Source organism: Planctomycetaceae bacterium (assembly GCA_041398825.1).
Taxonomy (GTDB): domain Bacteria; phylum Planctomycetota; class Planctomycetia; order Planctomycetales; family Planctomycetaceae; genus F1-80-MAGs062.
Genome location: JAWKTX010000008.1, coordinates 295,058 through 317,114, shown reverse-complemented (window position 1 = coordinate 317,114; position 22,057 = coordinate 295,058). Strand labels below are relative to the sequence as shown.

Genomic DNA, 22,057 nt, shown 5'->3' with positions numbered 1-22,057 from the left:
ACCGTCACGCAGTTGATCGTTCGACAGACTTGATCGTTCGGTAGCGACAAGCCTCAGACTTCGCCGCCGCAGTCAAAATTTCACGCCAGCCCGGCCAGTTTTCGGCCGGTCCAGAAGGCGCCCAGCATCAATACGATCAGTGCCCCCCAGAGTGGGTGGCTCCAGATGCGAACCCGACGAATGACGGGTTCCGGTTCAGGGAGTTGAGCGATATCGTCAACCAAACGCGACAGGTCGCTCGCGTCCACCACTCGACCGCGGCTGATTTCTGCAACTTCCCTCAAGACATCAAAACGTGCGGGCTGACCGATGCGTTCACGTTCCAGCCCCTGAATGGAGACATCTGTCTCCAGCGTCGCACCGGTTTCTTCGCACAAAGTCACCAGCTTCCAGACGCCTCCTTCTCCGGGAACGAAAGTCCCCGTGAACAGGCCCCAGGAATCACTCGAGGCGGCCTTCAGTCGAATTGTCTCACTGTGGCCCGATGGAGACGTGGCATGCACAGTGACGCGACCTTCACGAAGTGGTTCTCCAGCGTCTGTCATCGCATTCACGTTCAGTGTCAACACGTTGTCCGCTTCCGGACGATCGGGGGAATAGAACAGCCTCATGCGTTCACCCTGCGACATGTTTCTCTGATACGCCATCCAGCGGACAACCTGCCCCCAGAATCGATAGTGGTAAAGGTCTTCCACACCTTTGCGCCATCGCCATGCGCCGTCTGTCCCCATGAACAGCACTTTGCCCGTTCCGGAAGGCCGTGTCGCGATCAGCGGAATCCGACCATACTTGGTGGTGTCGGCGTCATGTGTCACCAGAACTTCCGTGCCAACCTTGGCTCGCAGCGAAGCCGCATACCACTGAAATCCCGGCAGATCCCGCCAGATGCGTTCGTTGCCGTCGTCGTCGGCTTCCAGTCGCGTCAGCAGACTGCGCCGGCCAGCTTCGGTCAACGCAAACCGGGCAGGACGCGAACTACCAACTCCCCGAGGTTGCGCTTCATCCGGTACCACCGGATACAGCTCTTCCAGTTCAGTGGTCAGCAGCGATAATTGTTTGCCCCGAAAACCAGGTAAAAACACCAGCCCGCCTGCGTGACTTCGGACAAGTTGTCCGAGAAGCTCGCAGTTCTGAACCGTCAGCTGCTGTGAATCGACCCCGACGTCTCCCAGAAAAACGACATCGTATTCAAATAACTGATTCTCATCCGGAAACGTCTCCAGGTACCCGCGCCCCCCGCCCACACCTTCCAGATCGGGATGAAACAGAAGGCAATTCACTTCAACACCGGGATCACGTTCCAGCGCGTTCCGAAGGTAGCGATACTCCCATCGCGGATACGATTCCACAATCAGCACTTTCAAAGCTTCCTGGCGGATCGTGATTGGAAACGACAGCTCGTTATTGTCCGCCACAGCTTCGCGGTCATCGACTGGCAGTTTCAGGGTCAGCTCATAATCGCCCGTCTTCGCCGGACGCCACTCGATGGTGTCCTGTAGTTGACCCATGCCCGGAATTCGAACTCGCTTTTCAATTTCTGCCCCATCCGTTCCGGTAAGCGTGACGACCGTTTCCAGATCCCGGGGAAGCCAGTTCATCAGCCGAAATGGCACGCGAACATTCTTATCGATCACGCCGAATGTCGGTGCATCCAGGCCCGTGAGTTCAACATCGGGCAGGCGTTGTTCGCTGCCAATTCCAACAGCAAAAACTGGTACCTTCTTCATGCGCAAACTCGTCGCAGCAACATGCGGCGCGCTGCCGAGATTCCAGTCACCATCCGACAACAACACCACGCCACGCAAACTGGTGTGCTGTTCGGAAGCCAGAATCAATGCACTGTTCAGATCTGTTGCCTTTTCAGGATTGGCCAGAGACGAGCTGAACGGTTCGAACACAATGTCGACGCGTCCTTCGGCCGCAGACCATCGTTCCGGCTGAATCAATCGATCAACAAGCTCCCGTCTTCGATCCGGCGACCTGGCTTCACTGGTTTCGGTCACCACATCGCGAGTCTGCATGCTTTGCGAAACATCGTGCAGGACAACGATGGTCGGGCGTTCATCAGGAACAAACCGTCGAGTCACTTCGGGCTGATTCAGCGTGATCAGAACGACAACCACGATCGCGAACCGCAGCAATTCGAGCCAACCGAAGCGTTTCGCAAACCCACTTCGCTTCCAGCTGATCCAGCAGCACGCACCCGCGATCAGCAATACAATGATCGTCGTCAGCAGCGTGGCGGTTGTAAAATGGAAGGACATGGACAGGAAGGCAGGCTTAGGATTTCAGATGCGGTGCAGCACAAGCAGGATCACTCGTGGGCGGAGATTGTAGGCGCATCACCGGGCGAACCAGAAACGTTCTTCATGCGAATTGCCCAAAGAATGCCGGAGCAGGTCATTTCCGGCATTAGCCCCAACAGCAACGTGCCGTAACAGGCCTCTGCAAACCCGCACACCATTGACAGTATTGGATTTTGACTGCACGGGAGTTTGACTGCACGGAAGCAAGACGCGGCGGTCATCTCGCCGGACTTCCGATACCCTCGACTTCCCCTTCCTCTGGCGTTCATTTTCCTCTGGCGTTCAACGCCTTCAGCCGGAAGCCCAAATCGTACGATTCATCGTTGGGCTGGGTGTCGATATTGCCGCCATCGTTGTCTCCATCGTAGCCAGCACACCAGATCACTGCAGAAAGGCCATCGTTTTCGCAGCGATAACTCAGGCCTTCCGGAGAATCAGAGGTCGCATCTTCCGGCCAGCCATCAGGCAACAAGTGCTCCAGATCGCCGGGGCTTGCCGGAAAACGTCTGTTTCGATGAAAGTAGATCCTGGCCGCAAACGAAACTTCCAGCAACCCCTGAAGAGTCTTCTCTGTACGCAAGCTCTTTGGAAACGCGGAATTGTATCGCAGAAAATTCCGGGCAACCGACGATGAAAGACACCATCGTTCCAGCGTTTCTGCATCCACGGGATTGTCCTTGTCTGCAGAATTCACGAACAGTCCGAATTGACTTCCCGGCAGCAGAGACTGTACCCGCCTGGGCAGGTCAATCTGTTGCCGCCAATTCGCATAGACAAGGTCGATTAAGCGAAGGCCCCGTTCCGGCTCACAATCCAGCCACGCTTTGACCGGGTTCTGAGGATTGCGTTCGGGCCGAAAGAATTCCACTCCTGAAGACCGCAACCGGAATTCAAACGTATTCCTTTCAAAATAGTATTGATTGCACAGAGTCTCTGACGGCCTGAGCGTCATTGCGAAGTCTTTGCGAATGTCCAACCACGCCCGTTGCAAGAATTCCGAATCCACGTCCGCGCTTTCCGACCAGATCATGATTGCCTGCACCGCTTGAGAATGAAATGCAGCCCCAATCAATCGATTAAGATGCATGGCATGCATCCCGCAATGCCGGCTGTGTCGAAAAGCTATACGTAACCAGCGCCAGGCTTCCGTATGCCTGCCGATGGCACGACATCGCGAAGCCTCCAGCAAAGTCAGATTATGAAGACTGCGATGATGTGCCACAGATAACATCGACGTATAAGTCTGTTCGTGCGGCAGGCAGACCATGGCAGAAGGCCTTCCTGCACCGGCTTCTATCAACAACAGTGCGAAGCGATTTTCTTCCAGCCAGATTCGCCACGCTTCCGGAACAGAGTTCCAGTCATCCCGTGGTGCCAAAACTCCTTTGGGTTCCGCCGTCAGGGAAGCCGCATCATATTCCCGGAATGCATTGTCCGTCGGCAGAATTCGATCCACAGCCTGCATATCCGCAAAAGGCATCCTGATGCGCGGAACAGCAGACAGCCGAATCTCCCGATACAGGAACACGACTACCACCCCCGCAACCACCAGACCGATTCCACCAGCCAACAGCAGGCGTTTTCGACTTTTTGAAGAACACTCCGCACATACGACGGCAACCGAATTCGGCAGATCGCGGGAGGTTGCAACGGCATACCCACATCGAATGCAAGGCTGGCTCATCGGAGTCCCTGACGCGTAAGACTTCCGGGCTCCTGAAACTTACGGGGGATTGGAAGCCGGAATCAAGGTTCGGGCTTCAACGATCCGACCCTGCCTGCGGATCTCATGAATTCATTGGGAAACGGAATTCAGCCGAATGTCCGGAATTCTTCTGGTCAAATCGCTGCTGTCGTGGGTCATGCGGTGGAAAGAGAAATGGAAAGCGGGCGAGTCATCGTTGCGGGTATCGATGACTCGCCCGAGCAGGAACGCTGGGTGTCTGTGACAGGTTTCGGTGATGCAGGAGGAGGAACATCGCCAAGCTGGAAGCCATATTGCGTGATGGCTTCGCCTGTCGCTCGAAGTCAGAACAACTTCTTCTGCCCCGGGAATCCGGCCCACGAAGGAGTGCTGCCGGATGCCGCGTTGCGTTCTCTGGGGAGGTGGACGCTTTCAAAGTGACTGGTGGACGATTCCATCAAATCGACTCTGCTTTCCGAACTCAATGGCGCTGTCGTGGGTTCGAATTGCTCTCGTCGAGAAAATCTTCTGTTCAATTCTGATGCGGTGCGCGTTGAAGAACCCGGTGCAGCGACAGATCGACTGCCCGCAAATAATTCGTCCAGGTACTCATCGAATTCGCTGCGATGATGGGCCGCCAGAATACGGGCGGATGAATCCTCAGGCATCGCCACTGAGACGCGGTGCTGTGATGGTCGTTCCCCCGGAAGCAAAACCCCCGGCACCGGCGCTTCGATCGACGCTCGACGGGGACCATCGAGTTTTGCCGATCGCATCTCTTCACCATGTGGCCCGGGCGTCAGGGCTATCGTTGCAGAGGAAACAGGCTCAACCACATGCAGTGGTGCCGAAACGGACCGTGCAGATTGTGACGGTGCCGCCGGTGATGTTGCCACTTGTTGTAACCCTGCTCGTGATGCCGCCGGGGCATCGGGACTCTGCGAACGGATGATGGCCGTGTTTCGGCCTGAGACCAGCGAACGTCTCTTTGGTACCGCAGGTTCGTTCCAGGCAGGCAGAGGTTGCGTGTTGCTGCCACTGTCGAAACCATCAAGGTCTCCGGCCAGCATTCGATCGCGCGGTGTGACAAGACGCGGCATACCGGCAAGCACCCAGCCCTGCCAGTTTCGTTCCAGTGATTCAACGCCTTCGTGGTCGAAGTTCTTTCGAATCGCCTGATCCCAACCGATGCTCTCACCGTCCGCCAGAAACGTCAAATAGGCCTTACGCCCTTTCTGCTGCACCAGAAAATCTGCGAGCGCATAGCCCTGAGCATAAAGAATCAGCATCGGACGCATGCCTTCCGGATACTCCGTCATGCTCAGCAGATTCTTGAGCGTGATGCGTTCGCGATCGTTGTCGATGACATCGTTCAGCAGAGCAAGCTGCTTCAGTTGTTCGGACCGATCTTCAAACAGGGTCGCAGCGCCTTCATCTGCCCATCGCGGAAGGGGTCGGCGAAAGTGGCAGGCGAAAATTGTGTGGTTAATCTCGTGCGGAAGAACGGAATCGAGAATGCGTTCCATCGACCCCTGGACGTACATGTCCCAATTGATAACTTCGGACTGCTTACCGCGCCGGACAAACTGAAACGTCGTCTGGCCACCTGCTCCCATAGCGCCCTCGCGAACACGAAGCTTGCAGGGCTTGCTCCAGTTCGGCAGTGGCGCACCCAGCCAGAAGACCGCCAGCTGGCGCCGGTACTGTTCTGCCTGCTCGCCAACCTTGCGGGCTGTTTCTTCTCTTTCGGCAGTGACAGAAAAATTGCGAGTCTGCCACGTTGCTGCAGGACACACTTCGGTTGAGGCCCACGACCACAAACCAAGTACAGCGGTCGCCATCAGCGCAGATTGAACCGTTCGCACTCTCAGAGCTTCCATGCTCGTCCCTTGCGTGAGATATCAAAGTTTTCTTTGGTCTTTTTGACCTGTCAGCAAATCCATTCGCCGACGCAACACTTGGCAAGCAAACATCGAGCCGATTGACAGAAAAGTCGCTGAAGAGCCGGCAAGCAGCTCCACAAGTCGTTTGAAAACAACAGGTTGCGACTCGCCAGCACAAACACCAGCAAACATTGCTTCTCCAACCATCAATCGGCAGGATTTGCAGATGTTACAACGATTGTCAGTTTTACAGGAAGACCAGTTTGTCCTGACTTGTGGGTCCCTGAAGCTTCGATGACAACGTGTGATGCCGATTCGCAACCTGCCGATGACTTATTGTCCGGCAATCTGAAGAGGCATCCAAATTGCAGAACCTGCTCTCTGACTGGCAGAGCCTCTGAAAATCCGGTTCGAACCGTTGGGTCGACCGGAGATCTGAGAATGCTGCACGGATCAAATCACACGGACTGAGCGCGCCAACGCGTCACCAGTCGACAAAGCGTTTCCTGAGTGGATACTGAAGACTATGAAGATTCGTAAGGCCGTCATCACCGCTGCAGGTGAACATCACGCCCGACTTCCATTGCAGTCACTGGTCGATCGAAACGGAGAGATCCGGGCCGCACTTCGGCTGACGCTGGATGACATCGTTGACGCGGGAATCGATGAAATCGCCATTATTGTTCGACCGGGTCAAAGCGAACCGTATCTGTCCGCCGCCGGAGGTCACGCTTCTCGCCTGGTATTCTTCGAACAGCAAGACCCACGGGGATACGGTGACGCAATCCTGAGAACGCGTGACTTTGTCGGAGACGATTCCTTTCTGCACCTGGTGTCCGACCATTTGTATCTGAGCAGAACCGATCGCAACTGCGCCGCGCAGCTGATCGAGGTGGCCCGGCAGCAGGAATGCTCCGTGAGCGCAGTTCAGGCGACTCGCGAAAATGAAATTGTGTACTTCGGAACGATCGGCGGCAGTCCGGCTCCACAGCATGATCACCTGTATGAAGTGAATACGGTGATCGAAAAGCCGACCCCGACCGTGGCAGAACAGCGACTGATTGTTGCCGGGCATCGAGCTGGCTATTACCTCTGTATGTTTGGCATGCATGTGCTCACTCCGGGGATCATGACTCTGTTGCAGGCAAATCTGGACGCCGCGGTTGACGGGCAGAACATTGACCTCTCCGGTTCACTGAATCAACTGGCACAGTCAGAACGATACATGGCCCTGGAAATTGCCGGATCGCGTTACAACATCAGTTACAAGTACGGACTGTTGCTGGCACAACTGGCGATTTCTCTGAGCGGACGAGACCGTGATCTGATCCTGACGGAACTGGTCAATCTTCTGGCATTAAAATCCGGAAACGGACAGTAAGAAACGCCCCTGCGATCCGATCGGCGACTTCCTCCGTTCATTCACCACTTCTCGGTTTCACGCTTCGCCATGCCATCACTCATCGACATCATCACATCCTCGGACGCCAACATCCGGGATGCTTCGCTGGACCGTTTCTGCAGCGACCTGACCGCTCAACAATTACTGGCGGAATGCGCAGTGCTGGACACGTTTCGTCGCAGGGCCGATAACCTTTACGAACGTGTTCGAGCCCTGTTCTTTCTCTACGCGATCCATCGTTTTCACATGCCGGGTCAACTGGCTGGACGCGAATGCGGAACCATCCCCTATAATGGCTATGAACATCTGCTGAATCGTCGTTTCCCGGAAGCCATTGACGTCTTCCTGACTCGACAACATCAGGACGGACCGTCCATCACGCTGAGCAGTGCTTTGGCAGAAGCCTATCACAAGCTGGCATTTCAAACGCTGGCGGATCAGGTTCGCCGTAGCGTGCGCACGGTCCGGGGCAACCAGTGGATGTTTCGAACAGGACATCCCGAAGACGTTCCCCTGCGCATTCGCCCTGAGCTACTGCGCACGGGTGAAGATATCAGTGGCTACCCGGTTCTTCGCGAACGAACAGCCGTCCGCATGGACTTCTCGCACAGCGGCTGGAGCGACATCTTCTTTCTGGGAATGGACTTTCCGGAAGGCGCACGGGTAATCAACGCTTCGGTGGATCTGGCTGTCCGTGGCCGACATCAGAAGCCGGTTCCACCCATCGACTGCAGCCTTCGTGTCATCGATGAACCAGTCCTTCGGCTGGTCAGTATCGACCTGGACGCCCGAGTCGAAATTGAAAACATCAACGAAGTCTTCGACTTTGCCCGTGACTATCTGGGACTACTAAAAGGTGCCATCATTGCCGCAGGGATCATACCGCCGGGCATGGAAGGTTGCGGCGGAAGAATCGCGGACGTGTTTTCGCGGATGATCGGACCGGGACTGGGTCTGGAAGTTGTGAGTCGCGTGAACGACATCCCGAAAGGATCGCGGCTGGCCGTTTCGACAAATCTTCTTGGATCATTGATTTCAATCTGCATGCGAGCTACCGGGCAGGTCTCGGCCCTGACCGGGGAACTTGCCGAATCGGACCGCCGCATTGTGGCCGCCCGTGCGATCCTGGGAGAATGGATCGGTGGTTCGGGCGGAGGCTGGCAGGATTCAGGCGGCGTTTGGCCAGGCATCAAGCTGATTCAGGGAAGTATCGCAGAAGCGGATGATCCTGAATTCGGAATTAGTCGCGGGCGACTAATGCCAAAACATCACGTGTTCACTCAGCAGGAAGTCAGCGCGGAAACACGAGCGAGACTGCAGGACAGTCTGGTCCTTGTTCACGGCGGAATGGCTCAAAACGTCGGGCCAATTCTGGAAATGGTGACGGAGAAATATCTGTTGCGATCCGAAGCCGAATGGGCGGCGCGCAAAGATGCAATCGGTTTGCTGGACGACATCACCAAAGCACTGAAGGCCGGGGATATTCCTGGTGTCGGACGTGCCACACATCGCAATTTCCATGAACCACTGCAGGCCATCATCCCCTGGTGCAGCAACGCCTACACCGAACGACTCGTTCAGGAGTGTCAGGCAAAGTACGGCTCGAATTTTCATGGATTCTGGATGCTGGGAGGCATGGCCGGCGGCGGGATGGGATTCATCTTTGACCCGGCCGTGCGCAGCGAAGCCCAGGACTGGCTGCAGGTGAAGATGGTTGAGGTGAAACGAAGCATGGAAGCCAGCGTTCCATTTGCGATGGACCCGGTCGTCTACGATTTTGCAATCAACGATCATGGAACCTTTGCCGAACTCCGACACGATGGTGATGTTCCGATCGGCTATCACGCGCTGATGGTTCCCGCCTGGCTGCGGAAAGGGATCAGCGAGCTTTCACCGATGGTTCGATCAGAACTCGAACGCGTTGGAAATGCCTGTCGCGACGCGGGCAGTTCCGGACAGCATTCAGATCTGGCCGTGCGTCTGATAAATCGCATACTGCCCACCACAGCCAGAGAAGCAGAACAATCCGGAAGGCTGGAGGATTTACTGCGTGACAACGGCTTCGATCCGGTGGCCCACGAACAACTGCGCGAAGACCTGAAGAGCGGACGACTGGGACTCTCGCAAAACCGTCTTCACAGCAACGTTCGAATTGAAGATGTGGCAGCCACCGACATCATGGATGCCCGTCGAACCATTGCACCGGACATCGTCGAACTCGGAAGAAACGCACTTTCGAATGGCGAAGTCGGCGTGATTACGCTCGCCGCCGGTGTTGGCAGCCGATGGACACAAGGCGCGGGAGTGGTCAAGGCGCTGAATCCGTTCTGCCGGATGGCTGGCAGGTACCGATCGTTTCTGGACATTCACTTTGCTAAAACTCGCAAAGTAGCCCGAGAATTCGGCAGGCAGCCCGTCCACATTGTGACCACCGGCTATTTGACGGATGCTCCTATTCGACATGAAGTCGAAAAGCGGTATGCCGGTCAAAACGTAAAGGTTTCCCGAGGAGCTTCGGTTGGACTCCGCATGATCCCAACCGTTCGCGATCTGCAGTTCGCATGGGAAGAAGTCGCTCAGCAAGTCTTGGATCAACAAAAGGAAAAAGTCAAAATCAGTCTGCGAGCGGCCTTGATCAACTGGGCACGCACTGCAGGCGAAGCAGCAGACTACACAGACAATCTGCCCTGGCAATGCATGCACCCGGTGGGCCACTGGTACGAAATTCCCAACCTGCTGCGCAATGGTACGCTGAAAGATGTTCTTGCCGAACAACCACAGCTGAAGTATCTGTTGTTGCACAACATCGACACACTGGGAGCATCTCTGGATGCCGGTTGCCTGGGCCTGCACATTCAATCCAATGCCGACCTGTCGTTCGAAGTTATTAGTCGGCGGCTGGAAGATCGCGGCGGCGGACTGGCGAAAGTCGATGGTCGAGTCCGTCTGGTTGAGGGCCTTGCGATGCCACGTGAGGACGAAGAATTCAAATTGTCATGGTACAACTCCATGTCGACCTGGATTGACATCGATCGACTGTTGACCGCATTTGGTCTGACACGTTCGTGCCTGAATGACAGCAAGCGGATTGATGAAGCCATCCGGGAACTCGGCCGCCGCATGCCAACCTACATCACACTGAAAGATGTGAAGAAACGCTGGGGACATGGTCAGGAAGATATCTTCCCCGTATCACAGTTTGAAAAACTCTGGGGAGACATGACCGCGCTGAGCGACGTGAACAGTCGCTTTATCGCTGTCCCCACAGTAAGAGGCCAGCAACTGAAAGATCCCGCTCAGCTGGATGGCTGGCTTCGTGACGGCTCTGCCGCTCAGGTCGAAACCCTGTGCCAGTGGTAGGCAGCAGGCAAAACTCCAGAACGGATCCAGTGAATGTGTCATGAAATGGTCCTGACCTTTGACCGAGGCAGGACCAACTGGCAATGCTGTCACTCCCGTTTTGCCATCGTGGATTCGGGAAGCCATCTTCTTCGCAGGGCAATCTGGTCGAAAATCCATTCGGCAGCCTGACGCACTTCGACGGCAATGTTCAACAACAGACGCCGGTCGCCGCCCACGTGAGCTCGAACGGCCTCATAGAACGGTCGCAGTCGTCGCTCATCACCGCGCTTTTCCAGCAAAGACAGCATTGGCTGCCCATAGTTCAGATGCAGCAGTACTGCTGCGGTGCGCGACCAGTCGTCGGCCGTGTAAGCCGGAAGTCCATCATGCAGCTGGTCCAGAGCCTGCTCCAGTCGTTCTGCGGCAAGTCCCCAGTTCTGATCGTAGGCGCAAAAGACAGCCTGATGCAGCAGAAACGTGTCATGAAACCACGCCGAATGGTCGTCCGGGACGCTCTCCATCAGGCGGCGAGCAGCCTCCGGATCTCCCAGAAAATCTCGCTGCAGAAAAATGCGGTTCAGCAACGCAGAAATTCGGGTGGCCTCAGAATCCATGGCTTTCGTAAATGCATCATCAGCATCCTGAAACCTGTGCAGCGCGTCGCAATAGAGATTTCCCAAACCAATCCACGGCCAGGCATACGAAGGGTCCAGATCAATGGCTCGACGGTAGGCACTTTCCGCCTCTTCATAACGATCAAGATGATACTGAAGCAGATTCCCCAGGTTGTTCCACGGCCATGCATTCGATGGGTCAAGTTCTATGGCGCGTCGGTAGGCGTCTTCTGCTTCTTCATAGCGTTGAAGGCAGTTCTTCAGCAGAGCCCCCAGCCCATTCCACGGTCTGGCAAACGCAGGATCGCGCTGAATGGCCGTCCGGTAAGCCGCTTCTGAATCTGTATATCTCCTGAGTTTCAAATGCAGGTAAACAGCGTACTGGTAGAACTCCTCTGCATCGGCGTCCGCAGTCGGCTGAAGAATTCTCGCGGCAAGGTCCTGTGTTTTCTCCGTCAACTGTGCTGCCACTGATTCGGGCATGGCACCCAGAATCATTCGAATGCGTTCCGCGTGGTGATCTGCCGCATCGATGGCCCGCTCCCATTCCGCTGCGTGCACTGCGGAACACAGTTGTCCGGAGCTCATTCGCTCTGCAAGCCAGTCCAGCGTCTCCGGTGAATACAACTTCTCATCCAGTACTCGATTGGATTCCAGCTCCTTCGTGATCAGTGCGCGTTCATCGTCAGAAAACGCGGCTCTGGCGGCCAGCTGTTCTCTTCGTCCCGACGTCAGAAAACGCCAGTCACCCAGGACGCGGTGGCTGAGTTCGATCCCCAGGCGGTCTCGAAGTCGATTTCGCAGCTGATCGAATTCCTGAACTTCATTCGACACGTCCTTCAGGTTCAGAAGACGGTCCGCTTCTGCCTGAGCGGTCCTTCGCTGCTGCTCCAGCGCTTCCAGCTGCGTGTTGCGTGTGAGGTCCGATTTCAGCGGACAATCTACCAGCGTATCGGCCACAGCAAGACTCATCAGCATTCGACCACGACTCATGCCGCGTTCCAGTGACATCTGTCGAGCGATGCTTTCGCGTTCCGTGGGTTCGTAGAGCGTTTCCAGGAAACGGGTCAGAAATGCAATTTGCCGGCGCTGCCGACGAGACGCGTGTCTCATCAAGAACCAGACATTGAAGAATCGCTCCGCCAACTGATAGCCCCGACGAGTCGTACCGTAAAGTTCGACATCTTCAATCACGCCCGTCTTCATCAGTCGATCGAGCTGGCTGCTGACTTTTCCGGCTGCCAGTCCGGTTGTCTGACAGAGGGTGCGGCTGTCGACTGGATCCCAGTGTTCTGCAATCGCACTCACAATCAACTGCTGCTGGTGTGGAAGGTCCTCAAACCGTGCCTTGTATAACGCCGTCACATCATCCAGCAGTTTTTCCAGATCGTCCGCAACCGATGGAGAACAATCTTCCGCATACAAATGAAACAGCAGGACCGTTGTTCGTGGGTTACCTCCGGTGAGCTGATGGAGCGCCTGGAGTCGCCCGAAATTCTGCACAATGTGCTGGCGAATGTCGTTTCGGCCCGCCTGATCAGCAAGTGACAACATCACTTCCCGCATTCCGTCTGCTGTCAGCGGACGCAGGTAGTGACTCTTGAACTGGTCGTAAAACGCAGCTCCGTAATCATCCAGCTCGGGAGGACGCTGTGGAGCGGCAGCCACCACAATCGGGGCCCCGGGACGCATCAGAGTTTCACGGAATTCATGCTGCTGCTGGACAGTGCGGGAGAACACCATTTGCAGATTATCAACCAGCAGAACCGGGCGCCGATTCAGTGTGGCCGATTCCTGCATGAACGCATCCAGCGCTGCGACCGCTGCCGCGTGATCTTTCTCCATCGTGGAACCGGCTGATCGCGGGAGATCGGAAATAATCCTGTCGATCCGTTCGGCATCGTCCTGCAGGCGCTCACGTTCGCAACTGTCCGCCAGCGCATCCAGACAGTTCAGCCAGAATCGTGACAAACGATCCACGGAATACTGTTCTTCCGCAAAAACAAGTGGAATGAACTTATGGCGATACTGTTCACTGCGCAGCGCGGCAGCGATGCGCAACAACAGAGTCGTCTTACCCATACCGCGCTGACCAATAATCAAATGATGCTGCGGTCGGCCGTTTGGCTCCTCAGCAGTCACGTCCTGCAGAATTCTCTGAAGCGTGTCCCTGCGAGCCACAAAAGCCAGTTCAATTTCCACATCCGTCATGCGTCCGGGATTGTAAACCCGCATGCGATGCAGCGGCAGAGCCGGATGTTTGTCAGGATTCTCCATCACCGAACCTCCCGCCGATACCAGTACTCCCTCAGCAGGAAAGACCGAAACGTGTAACGGTCGACGTTCGTCATCAGATAGCCGTCGCGGCACAAGATCATCAACAGATCGGAGAGGCGTTCTTCCGTCTCACCGGGATCCGCCTGCGTCTGACTCATCAGTTCGTCAAACAATCGCTGACGTCCAAGCCCCTGAGGATGCTGGCACAGCAGCTTCAGAATAATGCGGGCAGCATTGGCATCCGCCTGCGAGAATTGTTCTTTTAAGCGTTGCCGCCAGGTATCGAAGTAACCATAACCACCGGGCTGCAGCAGTTCTTCCAGTGCTTTCTGCACATCCGCAGCCGTCACTTCTGCAGACAGGTTCAATTGAACCAGCGCATGAAAGATCAGTTGCAGATGATACGGCAGCGGCCAGCCAACTTTCGCCAGAATCTCTTTCCGCACTTCCGGCGTAAGCAGCAGATGATTTGATCGCCCAAGCTTCTCAAGAAAGCGGTCCGCTACTTCCGGCGAATAGGCCCCGACACTACGTGTCACGAGGTCGTTGATCGTTTTCCGGATACCACGCTGATCCGTAAACGTGTCCAGACCAATGGATCCAAGGAACATCCAACGGATGCGTTTCCGATAGGTCTGCCGCATTCGGCGAAGCCAGTGCAGGAACTGCTCTGCGCGATGGTCACCACCGGAGTCTCTGGACAGCGTCAACAACAGCTCCGGCAATTCGTCGACAATGATAATCACGACCGAATCATCTGACTGCGCTTCGATTCTGCGAAACAGACTTTCGATTTCCCTCCCGAGTGACGTGCCTTGTACCTCGGCCGCATCGGAAAGTTCCATATTCAATCCACCATCCACCCGCCGGATTCCCAGACCACTGCGGACCCGCTGGATGAGTGATTCCAGTTGCTGCAAACCGTCAGCCCTGAGCCCGCCGTCCTTGAGCGATCGAACCAGCCTGTCGGCAAAGTCGACATCATCGGAACAACCTTCTGCCGAAAAATACACGGGGAGCCAGGCCGTTGCTTTGGTCGCAGTCAGCAAATTGGCGGACTCAAGCCGAGCTTCCATCTCCGGACTTAAGGTCAGCGGACGCAGGATTCGGCTGAGTTCCAGAGCCAGTGAAGACTTTCCAACACGCCGCGGGGCCACCAGCAAAACGCTGCTCTGATTCACAAATTCGCGGATAAATCCGACAAGATCTTCGCTCCGATCGAAGAAATCATCGTTCTCAACCGGTGGACCTGTGATATTCCGCATCCCAAACCCCCCCAGCGAATTAATACGCGAATGTATTTATACATTATTGTATAAACATGTGCGCGAAGTCAACGAGCGTTCTGGAAGCACCCGACTTTTGTCTTAGCTGTCCTTTGAAAAACCCGGAAACCAGCGTGTTTTGAGGTCTTTTGGCCGAGCCAGTCCCGTGTTTCAACAGGCTGTTAGCAGCTGGCAGAACACAGAAGAATGTCGCAGACTCCGGTCAGTACAGACCCCCACCAATCAAGCTCCACACTTTCGACGGTTTGCAGAATTCTGTGGAAGACAGTAACACATCTCAAAATTGCCTGAAGCGGTTTGGGCGATAATCCCGCCTGCGGGTCCAGTGAGCCACCATTCTACCAGCCTTTATCAGGGTATCGCTCCATGATCAGACTGCTCGTCCTGTACGGACACCCCGATGATCCGGAAGCCTTTGATCGCTATTACAAGGAAATCCACATCCCACTTGCAAAACGCATGGTCGGCCTCCGGCGGTGGACAATTGGGAAAGTTCAGGGGTTGGCAGACGGAACTCCGTCGCCGTGGTATTACATGGCAGATCTGGTCGCAGAATCGCGAGAACAGCTGGACGAAATCCTCGCGTCACCCGAAGGGCAGGCGGCCGTGGCGGATGTCCCCAATTACGCAACCGGCGGCGTCACCTTCGTCTACACAGAGATCGAAGATGTCATCTAACTTAGCAACCTGCTGAAGAACGGGACTGGCTCGAGCAGGAAACCTTAAAACACGACGCTTTCCTTTGATCCAGGGTGCCTGTCCCGGTTTTTCAACGGACAGCTACGCTACGCTAAGCCGCTGCAAATCAGCCGCGTCCGATACCATCCTTATCGCATCAATGCACGATAAGGTCCTCCTGAAAGAAGGATCAACGGTGATCCCGCAGGATTTCCAGGGCCGCATTGCGCCCGCAGGCCCCCATCACGCCACCACCCGGATGCGCTGCGCTTCCACAAAGGTAGAGTCCTTCCAGTGGAGTCCGATAGTCGCTCCAGCCAGCGACAGGTCGCATGCTGAACAGTTGATGCAGCGGCATGGCGCCCTGAAAGATGTTCCCGCCGGTCAGGCCGTAAATGCGTTCGATATCTACGGGCGTCAATATCTGTCGGTGAACCACAGACGCTGCAAAGTTTGGAGCGAAACGATTCACCTGTTCGATGCACGCATCTGCAAATGCTTCGCGATGATCGTCCCAGGTTCCGTTGCCGAGATGGTAAGGAGCGTACTGCACAAACATCGATGCAATGTGCATTCCCGGCGGGGCGATCGTGGAATCCACCGATGTTGGAATTGTCATTTCGACGATTGGCTTGCGCGAAGGCCTTCCACTGACAGCATCGAACCAGGCGTCTTCCAGGTCCTGCATGCGGGCATTGATGTGAATTGTGCCGTTGTGCTGCGGGCCAGGCGATGAGCCCGAATCGAACTTCCCATTCAGACAAGAGAACTTTGGAAGCTCACTCATCGCCAGGTTAATCTTGACACACGCACTGCTGTAGTCGATTCGATCAACGGCCTGACGGAAATCTTCCGGCAGGTGATGTTCGCTGAGAAATTTTCGGAAGGTCAGGTTGGCATCAACACCGGACGCGACAGTTGATGATTCAAAGCATTCGCCGGTCGTCAGACGCACGCCTTTCACCAGGCCTTGTTCCGCCAGAATTTCGGCCACTTCTGACTCGAATCGAATTTCCGCACCGGCCTCGCGAGCAGCACTGGCGATGGCTTCCGACAGCTGCCCCATTCCGCCCCGAACATAGCCCCAGACTCCGCGAGCTCCACCGGACGAACCCATCACGTGATGGAGTAAAACGTAAGCCGTCCCGGGAGCTGACACGCTCTGAAAGTTGCCAATGATGGCATCGGTGGCGAGCGTCCCCTTGAGTTCATCAGACTCGAACCAGCGATCAAGAATCGGTCGCGCCGCGCCGGTCAGGAGTTCGATCGCCTCCGGCAATCGATTGCCCAACGTACCAAAAGCGCGGTAGATCGATGCACTGGTCCGGAAGTCACGCAGTTTTTTTCCCCAGGATGTGCGTCGCCATTCAGCAGGCATAGGCAACAGATCGGGCGGCGTATTGCTGAGCACCGGTTCCAGTTTCTCCGCAATCTGCGTGAGCAGTTTTTCATACTGCGGAAAGCGTTCCGCATCACGTTGCGAGAACTTACCGATTTCCGATTGATTCTGAGCCGCATCCGGGCCAAGAAACAGATGACGACCATCCTCAAACGGAGTGAATGACGAAGGCACTCGACGAAGGACTTCGTAACCGTGACGCTTCAAATCGAGATCACGTTCGATTTCAGGCAACAACAGGCTGACGACATAAGCCGCCGTCGAAATTCGAAAGCCTGGCCAAAGTTCTTCCGTCACGCACGCTCCTCCGGGAAAGGGTCGGCGTTCCAGAACCAGGACTCTACGCCCAGCGCGGGCAAGATAGGCAGCACACACAAGGCCATTGTGTCCACCGCCGATGATGATGCAGTCGTATTTCATCAAATCTTCATGGATTGATTCAGAATGTGGCAGTTCCTTCGCGCGAAGATGCGGAGGATTCTAGCGGTGCATTGCAGGGCAGTCTACGATACCTCCCGAGCCTGCATCATGTGACGGCACGGATTGCCGTCCCACGAGCCACAACAATCGTTCAGCGCATTCGAATCATTAACCAGAGTCGTTTTCTTTCGGCCGCACAGGACCAGAATCACCATGCCAAACGCCATCCGAACGGATTCGAGAAACAACAGGACCACGGGATTTGCCCGCCCCGGTATTTACAGCAATCAGCATGGCACTCCGAAGCAGCATGTTCACGATGGCGATACAATCGCTGTTCAGCTGGATGGAAATGTCGGTGTCCGAATGCTTGGCATCGATACGCCGGAAGTTAGTTTCTCGCTGCCTCCTGTCAATAACTTTGTCAGCCTGGAAGACAATCGCTGGTCTGACTTTCTGAGCGATCCCTTCCACGATCGTTTTGGCCCCATGACCAGCGAACTTCCAGCGAGATTACGTGCCTGGTTTCAGGTGCGATGCAGTGCTCCACAAGCCCGTACACATTTCGAACATGCCGTTGCCGCTCGGGATGAATTTCAGGCCATGATCGCAGAAGACATGCAGATCATGCAGCAGACTCCCGACACATTCAGTTACTACATGAACTTCGGTTTTGAAATTATGGACGGCTATGGCCGCCTGCTTTGCATTGTGAATCGCAACCAGCCCAAAGCCAATGAACCAACACCCCGGCCGAAGACGTACAACATTCGCCTGCTGGAACGCGGCCGCGCCTTTCCGTATTTCATCTGGCCTAATATCAATCCGTGGGATCGCCCCGAATCCATCGATAAAGCAGTCATTCCTCCCGGCCAGGCAAAGGTGATGGCCGATAACGACACCGAACTGCGTATGGCCCGAGGTGCTGTTCGCAATGCACGGCAACAACACCGGGGGATTTTCGATCCAATGAATCCCCTGTTGCTGGAACCATTTGAGCTTCGCAATCTCTCGCGTCGAGTTGCGGCATCCCGCTATTTGATCGATCTGAATTCCGATTCCGATTCGCTCATCCATCCGCTCGACTATCCTCTTGTCCCGTCAACGGAAGACCGGCTCTGGATCCCGTCTGCGTACGTACCCCTGTTCGAAAAAACTGGCTGGCGAGTCCCCGCACGTCCGCAGTCGTAGCCAGGGGCGACACAACTGTAATGCAGGCACGCACCAGGGGACGCACCAGGGGACGCAATGTAAACACCCAACTCGACAGCATAGACTACGCCACACAGCACTACTATCATCTATGCATAGCCCGCAACAAACGAGCTCAATCAACGAGTCGTCCTGCCGTGCAGTCTCGCACAGACACAGACCGTACAGCCAGCGGGTACCACCGGAGGGATCTTTCAACCGTGTATTTGATTGATGAGTCTATAAACGATCTGATCGACCGCGCAGCAGATCTTGTGTTGTCCCGTTTGTCGAGCGTCCCCTTAAAGCAAAATCGAACGGCCGTCATTCTGGGTTCGGGACTTGGTCACGCCGCGAAAGAGCTGGCCAATCGTCCCGGCACGGTCAGGATGGATTACGGCACAATTCCGGGGATGCCGGTGCCTGGAATTGCGGGCCATGCAGGCGAACTTCTGGTTGGCACGCACCATGACAGTACCGTCTTTCTGTTGAAAGGTCGGGTCCACTTATACGAAGGTCACCCGCAATCGCGAGTGACCTTTGCAACACGACTGATGCACCGACTGAACGTGAATAAACTGATCATCACAAATGCCTCCGGCGGTATCCGACCCGAGTTTCAGCCGGGAGACCTGATGCTGATCTCCGGTCACCTCGAATGGCCTTCTGTGTCGCTGCTCAGCCGACCCCGCCCCGATGACCGCGCGATGATTTCGGTTGGAGTTCCGGTGTCAGTCACCCATCGGTTGCGACGTCAGGTCTGGTGCGCAGATTTGCGAGCGGCGGCCGCGTCTGTCCCGTGTTCCCTGCACGTGCATCAGGGCATCTACGCACTGATGCACGGCCCCTGCTACGAAACTCCGGCTGAGGTTCGAGCAGCGCGATTTCTCGGTGCCGATGCAGTCGGAATGAGCACCGTGCCGGAAGCCCTGGTGGCATCCGAGCTTGGTCTTTCCGTTCTTGGTATTTCCTGCATTTCAAATCTGGCAGCCGGGCTGGGCACTGACAAGCTGACCCATACAGACGTCACTCAAACGGCCTCCATGATCGAGCACGATTTCACGGACTGGCTCTGGAAAGTCATCGAAGCCATCAGCGCGCTGCCCGACTGTCCGTCTGACGAATCCATCGACCGGCAATAATCGAGAACATCCGTGATTCCGTGCCTGCCCATGAAATCCGGGCTGGCATTCGACCGGGGAAGTCCTCTCTCCCGAAGCGATTGACGGCGCGAATTGCCCCGGAGCACCATCCGCTGGTATCATCCTCCCTGCGGACCGCCACTTATGCTCCCAAAACTGCTCGACCAGACTCATGACTTCGCAGAATCCAGGCGACACTCAGGTTCAGAACGAAGATGATCATGAAAGATCACGTCGGTTGAGCCTACAGGGAAATCGTCCGCCGGCAGAAATTGAGGGTTACACCGTCGTTCGCCGCCTGGGAACGGGAGCCTATGGAACAGTCTGGCTGGCACGGGAAGACCGTACCGGTCGGATGGTCGCCATCAAGTACTATCCCCATCGCCGCGGACTGAACTGGTCGATGCTGCATCGGGAAGTTGAAAAGCTGGCCGCCGTTTATACGTCGCGCAACATTGTGCGTCTTCTGGATGTTGGCTGGACCGCAGAGCCGCCGTACTTTGTCATGGAGTTTGTCGAAAACGGATCGCTGGGGAGCTACCTGGCCGCAGGTCCACTATCCGTGGACGAAGCCGTCCGAATCACAAGAGAAGTGTGCAGCGCGCTGATCGATGCGCATGGCGCGGGCGTTCTGCATTGTGACCTCAAGCCGGATAATGTGCTTCTGGATGGGCAGTTGCATGCCCGAATCTGCGACTTTGGCCAGGCTCGCATGTCGCACGAGCAAAGTCCCGCTCTGGGTACGCTGTATTACATGGCACCAGAGCAGGCCGACATGCAGGCACTGCCCGATTCTCGCTGGGATGTCTATGCGGTTGGTGCGATGATGTACCACATGATTACCGGCCAGCCGCCGTTTCGTTCGGACGTTATGCAGAAACAGCTGGAGGCTGCCGAATCCCTCAGCGATCGTCTGGAAATCTACCGTTCTGCGATTCAGACATCGCCAGTACCATCGTTGCATCGATCCGTTCGGGGAGTCGATTCACGGCTTGCGGACATCATTGATGAGTGTCTGGCTGTCGAACCTCAGAAACGACTTCCGAATGCTCAGGCCGTGCGCGACCTGCTGGATGCCCGCGACCGGCACCGTTCACGACGCCCCCTTCTGCTGCTGGGAGTTGTCGGTCCGGTATTGCTGATGGCCGCCATGGTTCCCATCTTTGTTACGGCACTCGAAAATAATCTGGCCATGACGGAAGAAGGTCTTACACAGCGTGCTTTGGAAAGCGATGCTCTTTCCGCTCGACTTCAGGCCGCTGCACTGGAAGATGAACTGCTGGATCGGCTGGAAGAACTTGAACTTGTGCTGGCAGACGAAGAAGTGGGCAGCGCCCTGGAAGATGTCCTCAACCGGCCAACCGACGACGTGATTGCGGAAATGAAAGCGTCACACATTCTGCCGCTGGAAGACCGACCCCGATGGATTCAGCTGCTGGATATGGCACAACAACGCTGTACAGAAGCGAATACTCGCCGTAACCGAAGCCCGGATACCAGCTGGTTTCTGACAGACCGCGATGGCATTCAGTTGTGGCGACAAAAGTATGAATCCACGGTGGGTGAATGCTTCAACTGGCGCGACTATTTTCATGGACGAAATGAGGAATTTGACCCGGAACAGGTTCCGCAGGACATTCAGCCGATTCAGGATCGCCATGTCAGCCTCGCGTTTCGAAGCAACGCGACAGACCGCTACATGGTGGCGTTAAGCGTCCCGGTTCGCGACAGCGAAGGTGAAGTCATAGGTGTGTTCGCCCGAACCGCGCATCTGGGCGAACTCCAGGCTCGGCTGGGCCAGCGCATGCAGGGATCAGATGCCGACAGCGTCCGAAGAATTATTGCACTGGCAGATTCCCGCGACTGGCAGCTCCTGGACCATCCGTGGCTGACTGAGTCTCTACTGGAACTGCCAGACCAAACCATCGACGAAATCTTCCACCAGCTTCGCCTGGATACCGGTACTATCCGTCAGATTGAATCCGCGATGGCTCAACATAATGGGCAGCCGGAAGATATTCGGTTGCCCGTGTACACCGATCCCGTGGGCCGGTTATCAGGAATGCCAGCGATTTCCGATCCGGCGGATACATCGGATGCGCTGCCCGATCCACAGAATGCATCCGGCAATTCTGTGAAACCAGCGGAGCCATGGAATGGTACTGACGAATATCAACGGCCATGGATTGCGGCCATGTCCCCCATCACCAATATGCAAAGTCCATGGATGGTCATTGTCCAGGAAGAACGTGCCACGGCACTTCAGCCGATTGACGACATGGCGCGGCGAGCTACGCGACACGCCTGGATGGCCGTCCTGGCCGCGCTGACGCTGATGGCAATCATCTGGTCAGTTGTCTGGCGTGCCTTCAATCGAAGTCATTCGACTGTTCGGCCCGTCGCCCCGCCCCCCGGCCTGTCAGGTCCGTGACC

Annotated in this window: 12 protein-coding genes; 6 read left to right on the top strand and 6 right to left on the bottom strand. The window is 55.9% G+C overall.

Translation table 11 applies throughout. The features are described from left to right. Positions 1–80 precede the first annotated feature (80 nt). The 3 genes from R3C20_16130 to R3C20_16120 all read right to left on the bottom strand — a co-directional run bounded on the left by R3C20_16130 (position 81) and on the right by R3C20_16120 (position 5,855). The gene (locus R3C20_16130) at positions 81–2,264 is read right to left on the bottom strand and encodes a hypothetical protein (protein ID MEZ6042032.1); all 2,184 of its coding nucleotides are present in this window, start codon (positions 2,262–2,264) and stop codon (positions 81–83) included. Between the two features lie 307 nt (positions 2,265–2,571). Further along, positions 2,572–3,876 carry a hypothetical protein gene (locus R3C20_16125; GenBank protein ID MEZ6042031.1) on the bottom strand — a complete coding sequence of 435 codons (1,305 nt, stop codon included), beginning with the start codon at positions 3,874–3,876 and terminating at the stop codon, positions 2,572–2,574. A 458-nt stretch (positions 3,877–4,334) separates the two neighbouring features. Next, on the bottom strand, positions 4,335–5,855 hold the full coding sequence (locus R3C20_16120; GenBank protein ID MEZ6042030.1) for a hypothetical protein: 1,521 nt from the start codon (positions 5,853–5,855) through the stop codon (positions 4,335–4,337). A 544-nt stretch (positions 5,856–6,399) separates the two neighbouring features. Here R3C20_16120 and R3C20_16115 point away from each other — a divergent pair. Both R3C20_16115 and R3C20_16110 read left to right on the top strand, forming a co-directional pair. Further along, on the top strand, positions 6,400–7,254 hold the full coding sequence (locus R3C20_16115; GenBank protein MEZ6042029.1) for a hypothetical protein: 855 nt from the start codon (positions 6,400–6,402) through the stop codon (positions 7,252–7,254). A gap of 69 nt (positions 7,255–7,323) precedes the next feature. After that, positions 7,324–10,635, top strand: coding sequence for a UTP--glucose-1-phosphate uridylyltransferase (locus tag R3C20_16110; protein ID MEZ6042028.1), 3,312 nt, complete (start codon positions 7,324–7,326; stop codon positions 10,633–10,635). A gap of 89 nt (positions 10,636–10,724) precedes the next feature. Here the strand turns inward: R3C20_16110 and R3C20_16105 are convergent, their stop codons facing one another. Further along, entirely contained in the window at positions 10,725–13,508 is a 2,784-nt protein-coding gene (locus R3C20_16105) for a tetratricopeptide repeat protein (protein MEZ6042027.1), read from the bottom strand. Next, a complete protein-coding gene (locus R3C20_16100) occupies positions 13,508–14,773 on the bottom strand; it encodes a hypothetical protein (protein ID MEZ6042026.1) in 1,266 nt (421 codons plus the stop codon). The genes R3C20_16105 and R3C20_16100 overlap by 1 nt, the downstream gene beginning before the upstream one ends. 387 nt (positions 14,774–15,160) lie before the next feature. Between R3C20_16100 and R3C20_16095 the strand changes: the two genes are divergently transcribed. Beyond that, positions 15,161–15,472 carry an EthD family reductase gene (locus tag R3C20_16095; GenBank protein ID MEZ6042025.1) on the top strand — a complete coding sequence of 104 codons (312 nt, stop codon included), beginning with the start codon at positions 15,161–15,163 and terminating at the stop codon, positions 15,470–15,472. A gap of 190 nt (positions 15,473–15,662) precedes the next feature. Here the strand turns inward: R3C20_16095 and R3C20_16090 are convergent, their stop codons facing one another. Next, positions 15,663–17,291 carry an NAD(P)/FAD-dependent oxidoreductase gene (locus R3C20_16090; GenBank protein MEZ6042024.1) on the bottom strand — a complete coding sequence of 543 codons (1,629 nt, stop codon included), beginning with the start codon at positions 17,289–17,291 and terminating at the stop codon, positions 15,663–15,665. A gap of 213 nt (positions 17,292–17,504) precedes the next feature. Between R3C20_16090 and R3C20_16085 the strand changes: the two genes are divergently transcribed. The 3 genes from R3C20_16085 to R3C20_16075 all read left to right on the top strand — a co-directional run bounded on the left by R3C20_16085 (position 17,505) and on the right by R3C20_16075 (position 22,055). Further along, entirely contained in the window at positions 17,505–18,482 is a 978-nt protein-coding gene (locus R3C20_16085; protein MEZ6042023.1) for a hypothetical protein, read from the top strand. Positions 18,483–18,640: 158 nt separating this feature from the next. Further along, positions 18,641–19,624 carry a purine-nucleoside phosphorylase gene (locus R3C20_16080; GenBank protein ID MEZ6042022.1) on the top strand — a complete coding sequence of 328 codons (984 nt, stop codon included), beginning with the start codon at positions 18,641–18,643 and terminating at the stop codon, positions 19,622–19,624. Between the two features lie 172 nt (positions 19,625–19,796). Continuing rightward, positions 19,797–22,055, top strand: a complete 2,259-nt coding sequence (locus R3C20_16075) for a protein kinase (protein MEZ6042021.1) — start codon at positions 19,797–19,799, stop codon at positions 22,053–22,055. Positions 22,056–22,057: the final 2 nt, after the last annotated feature.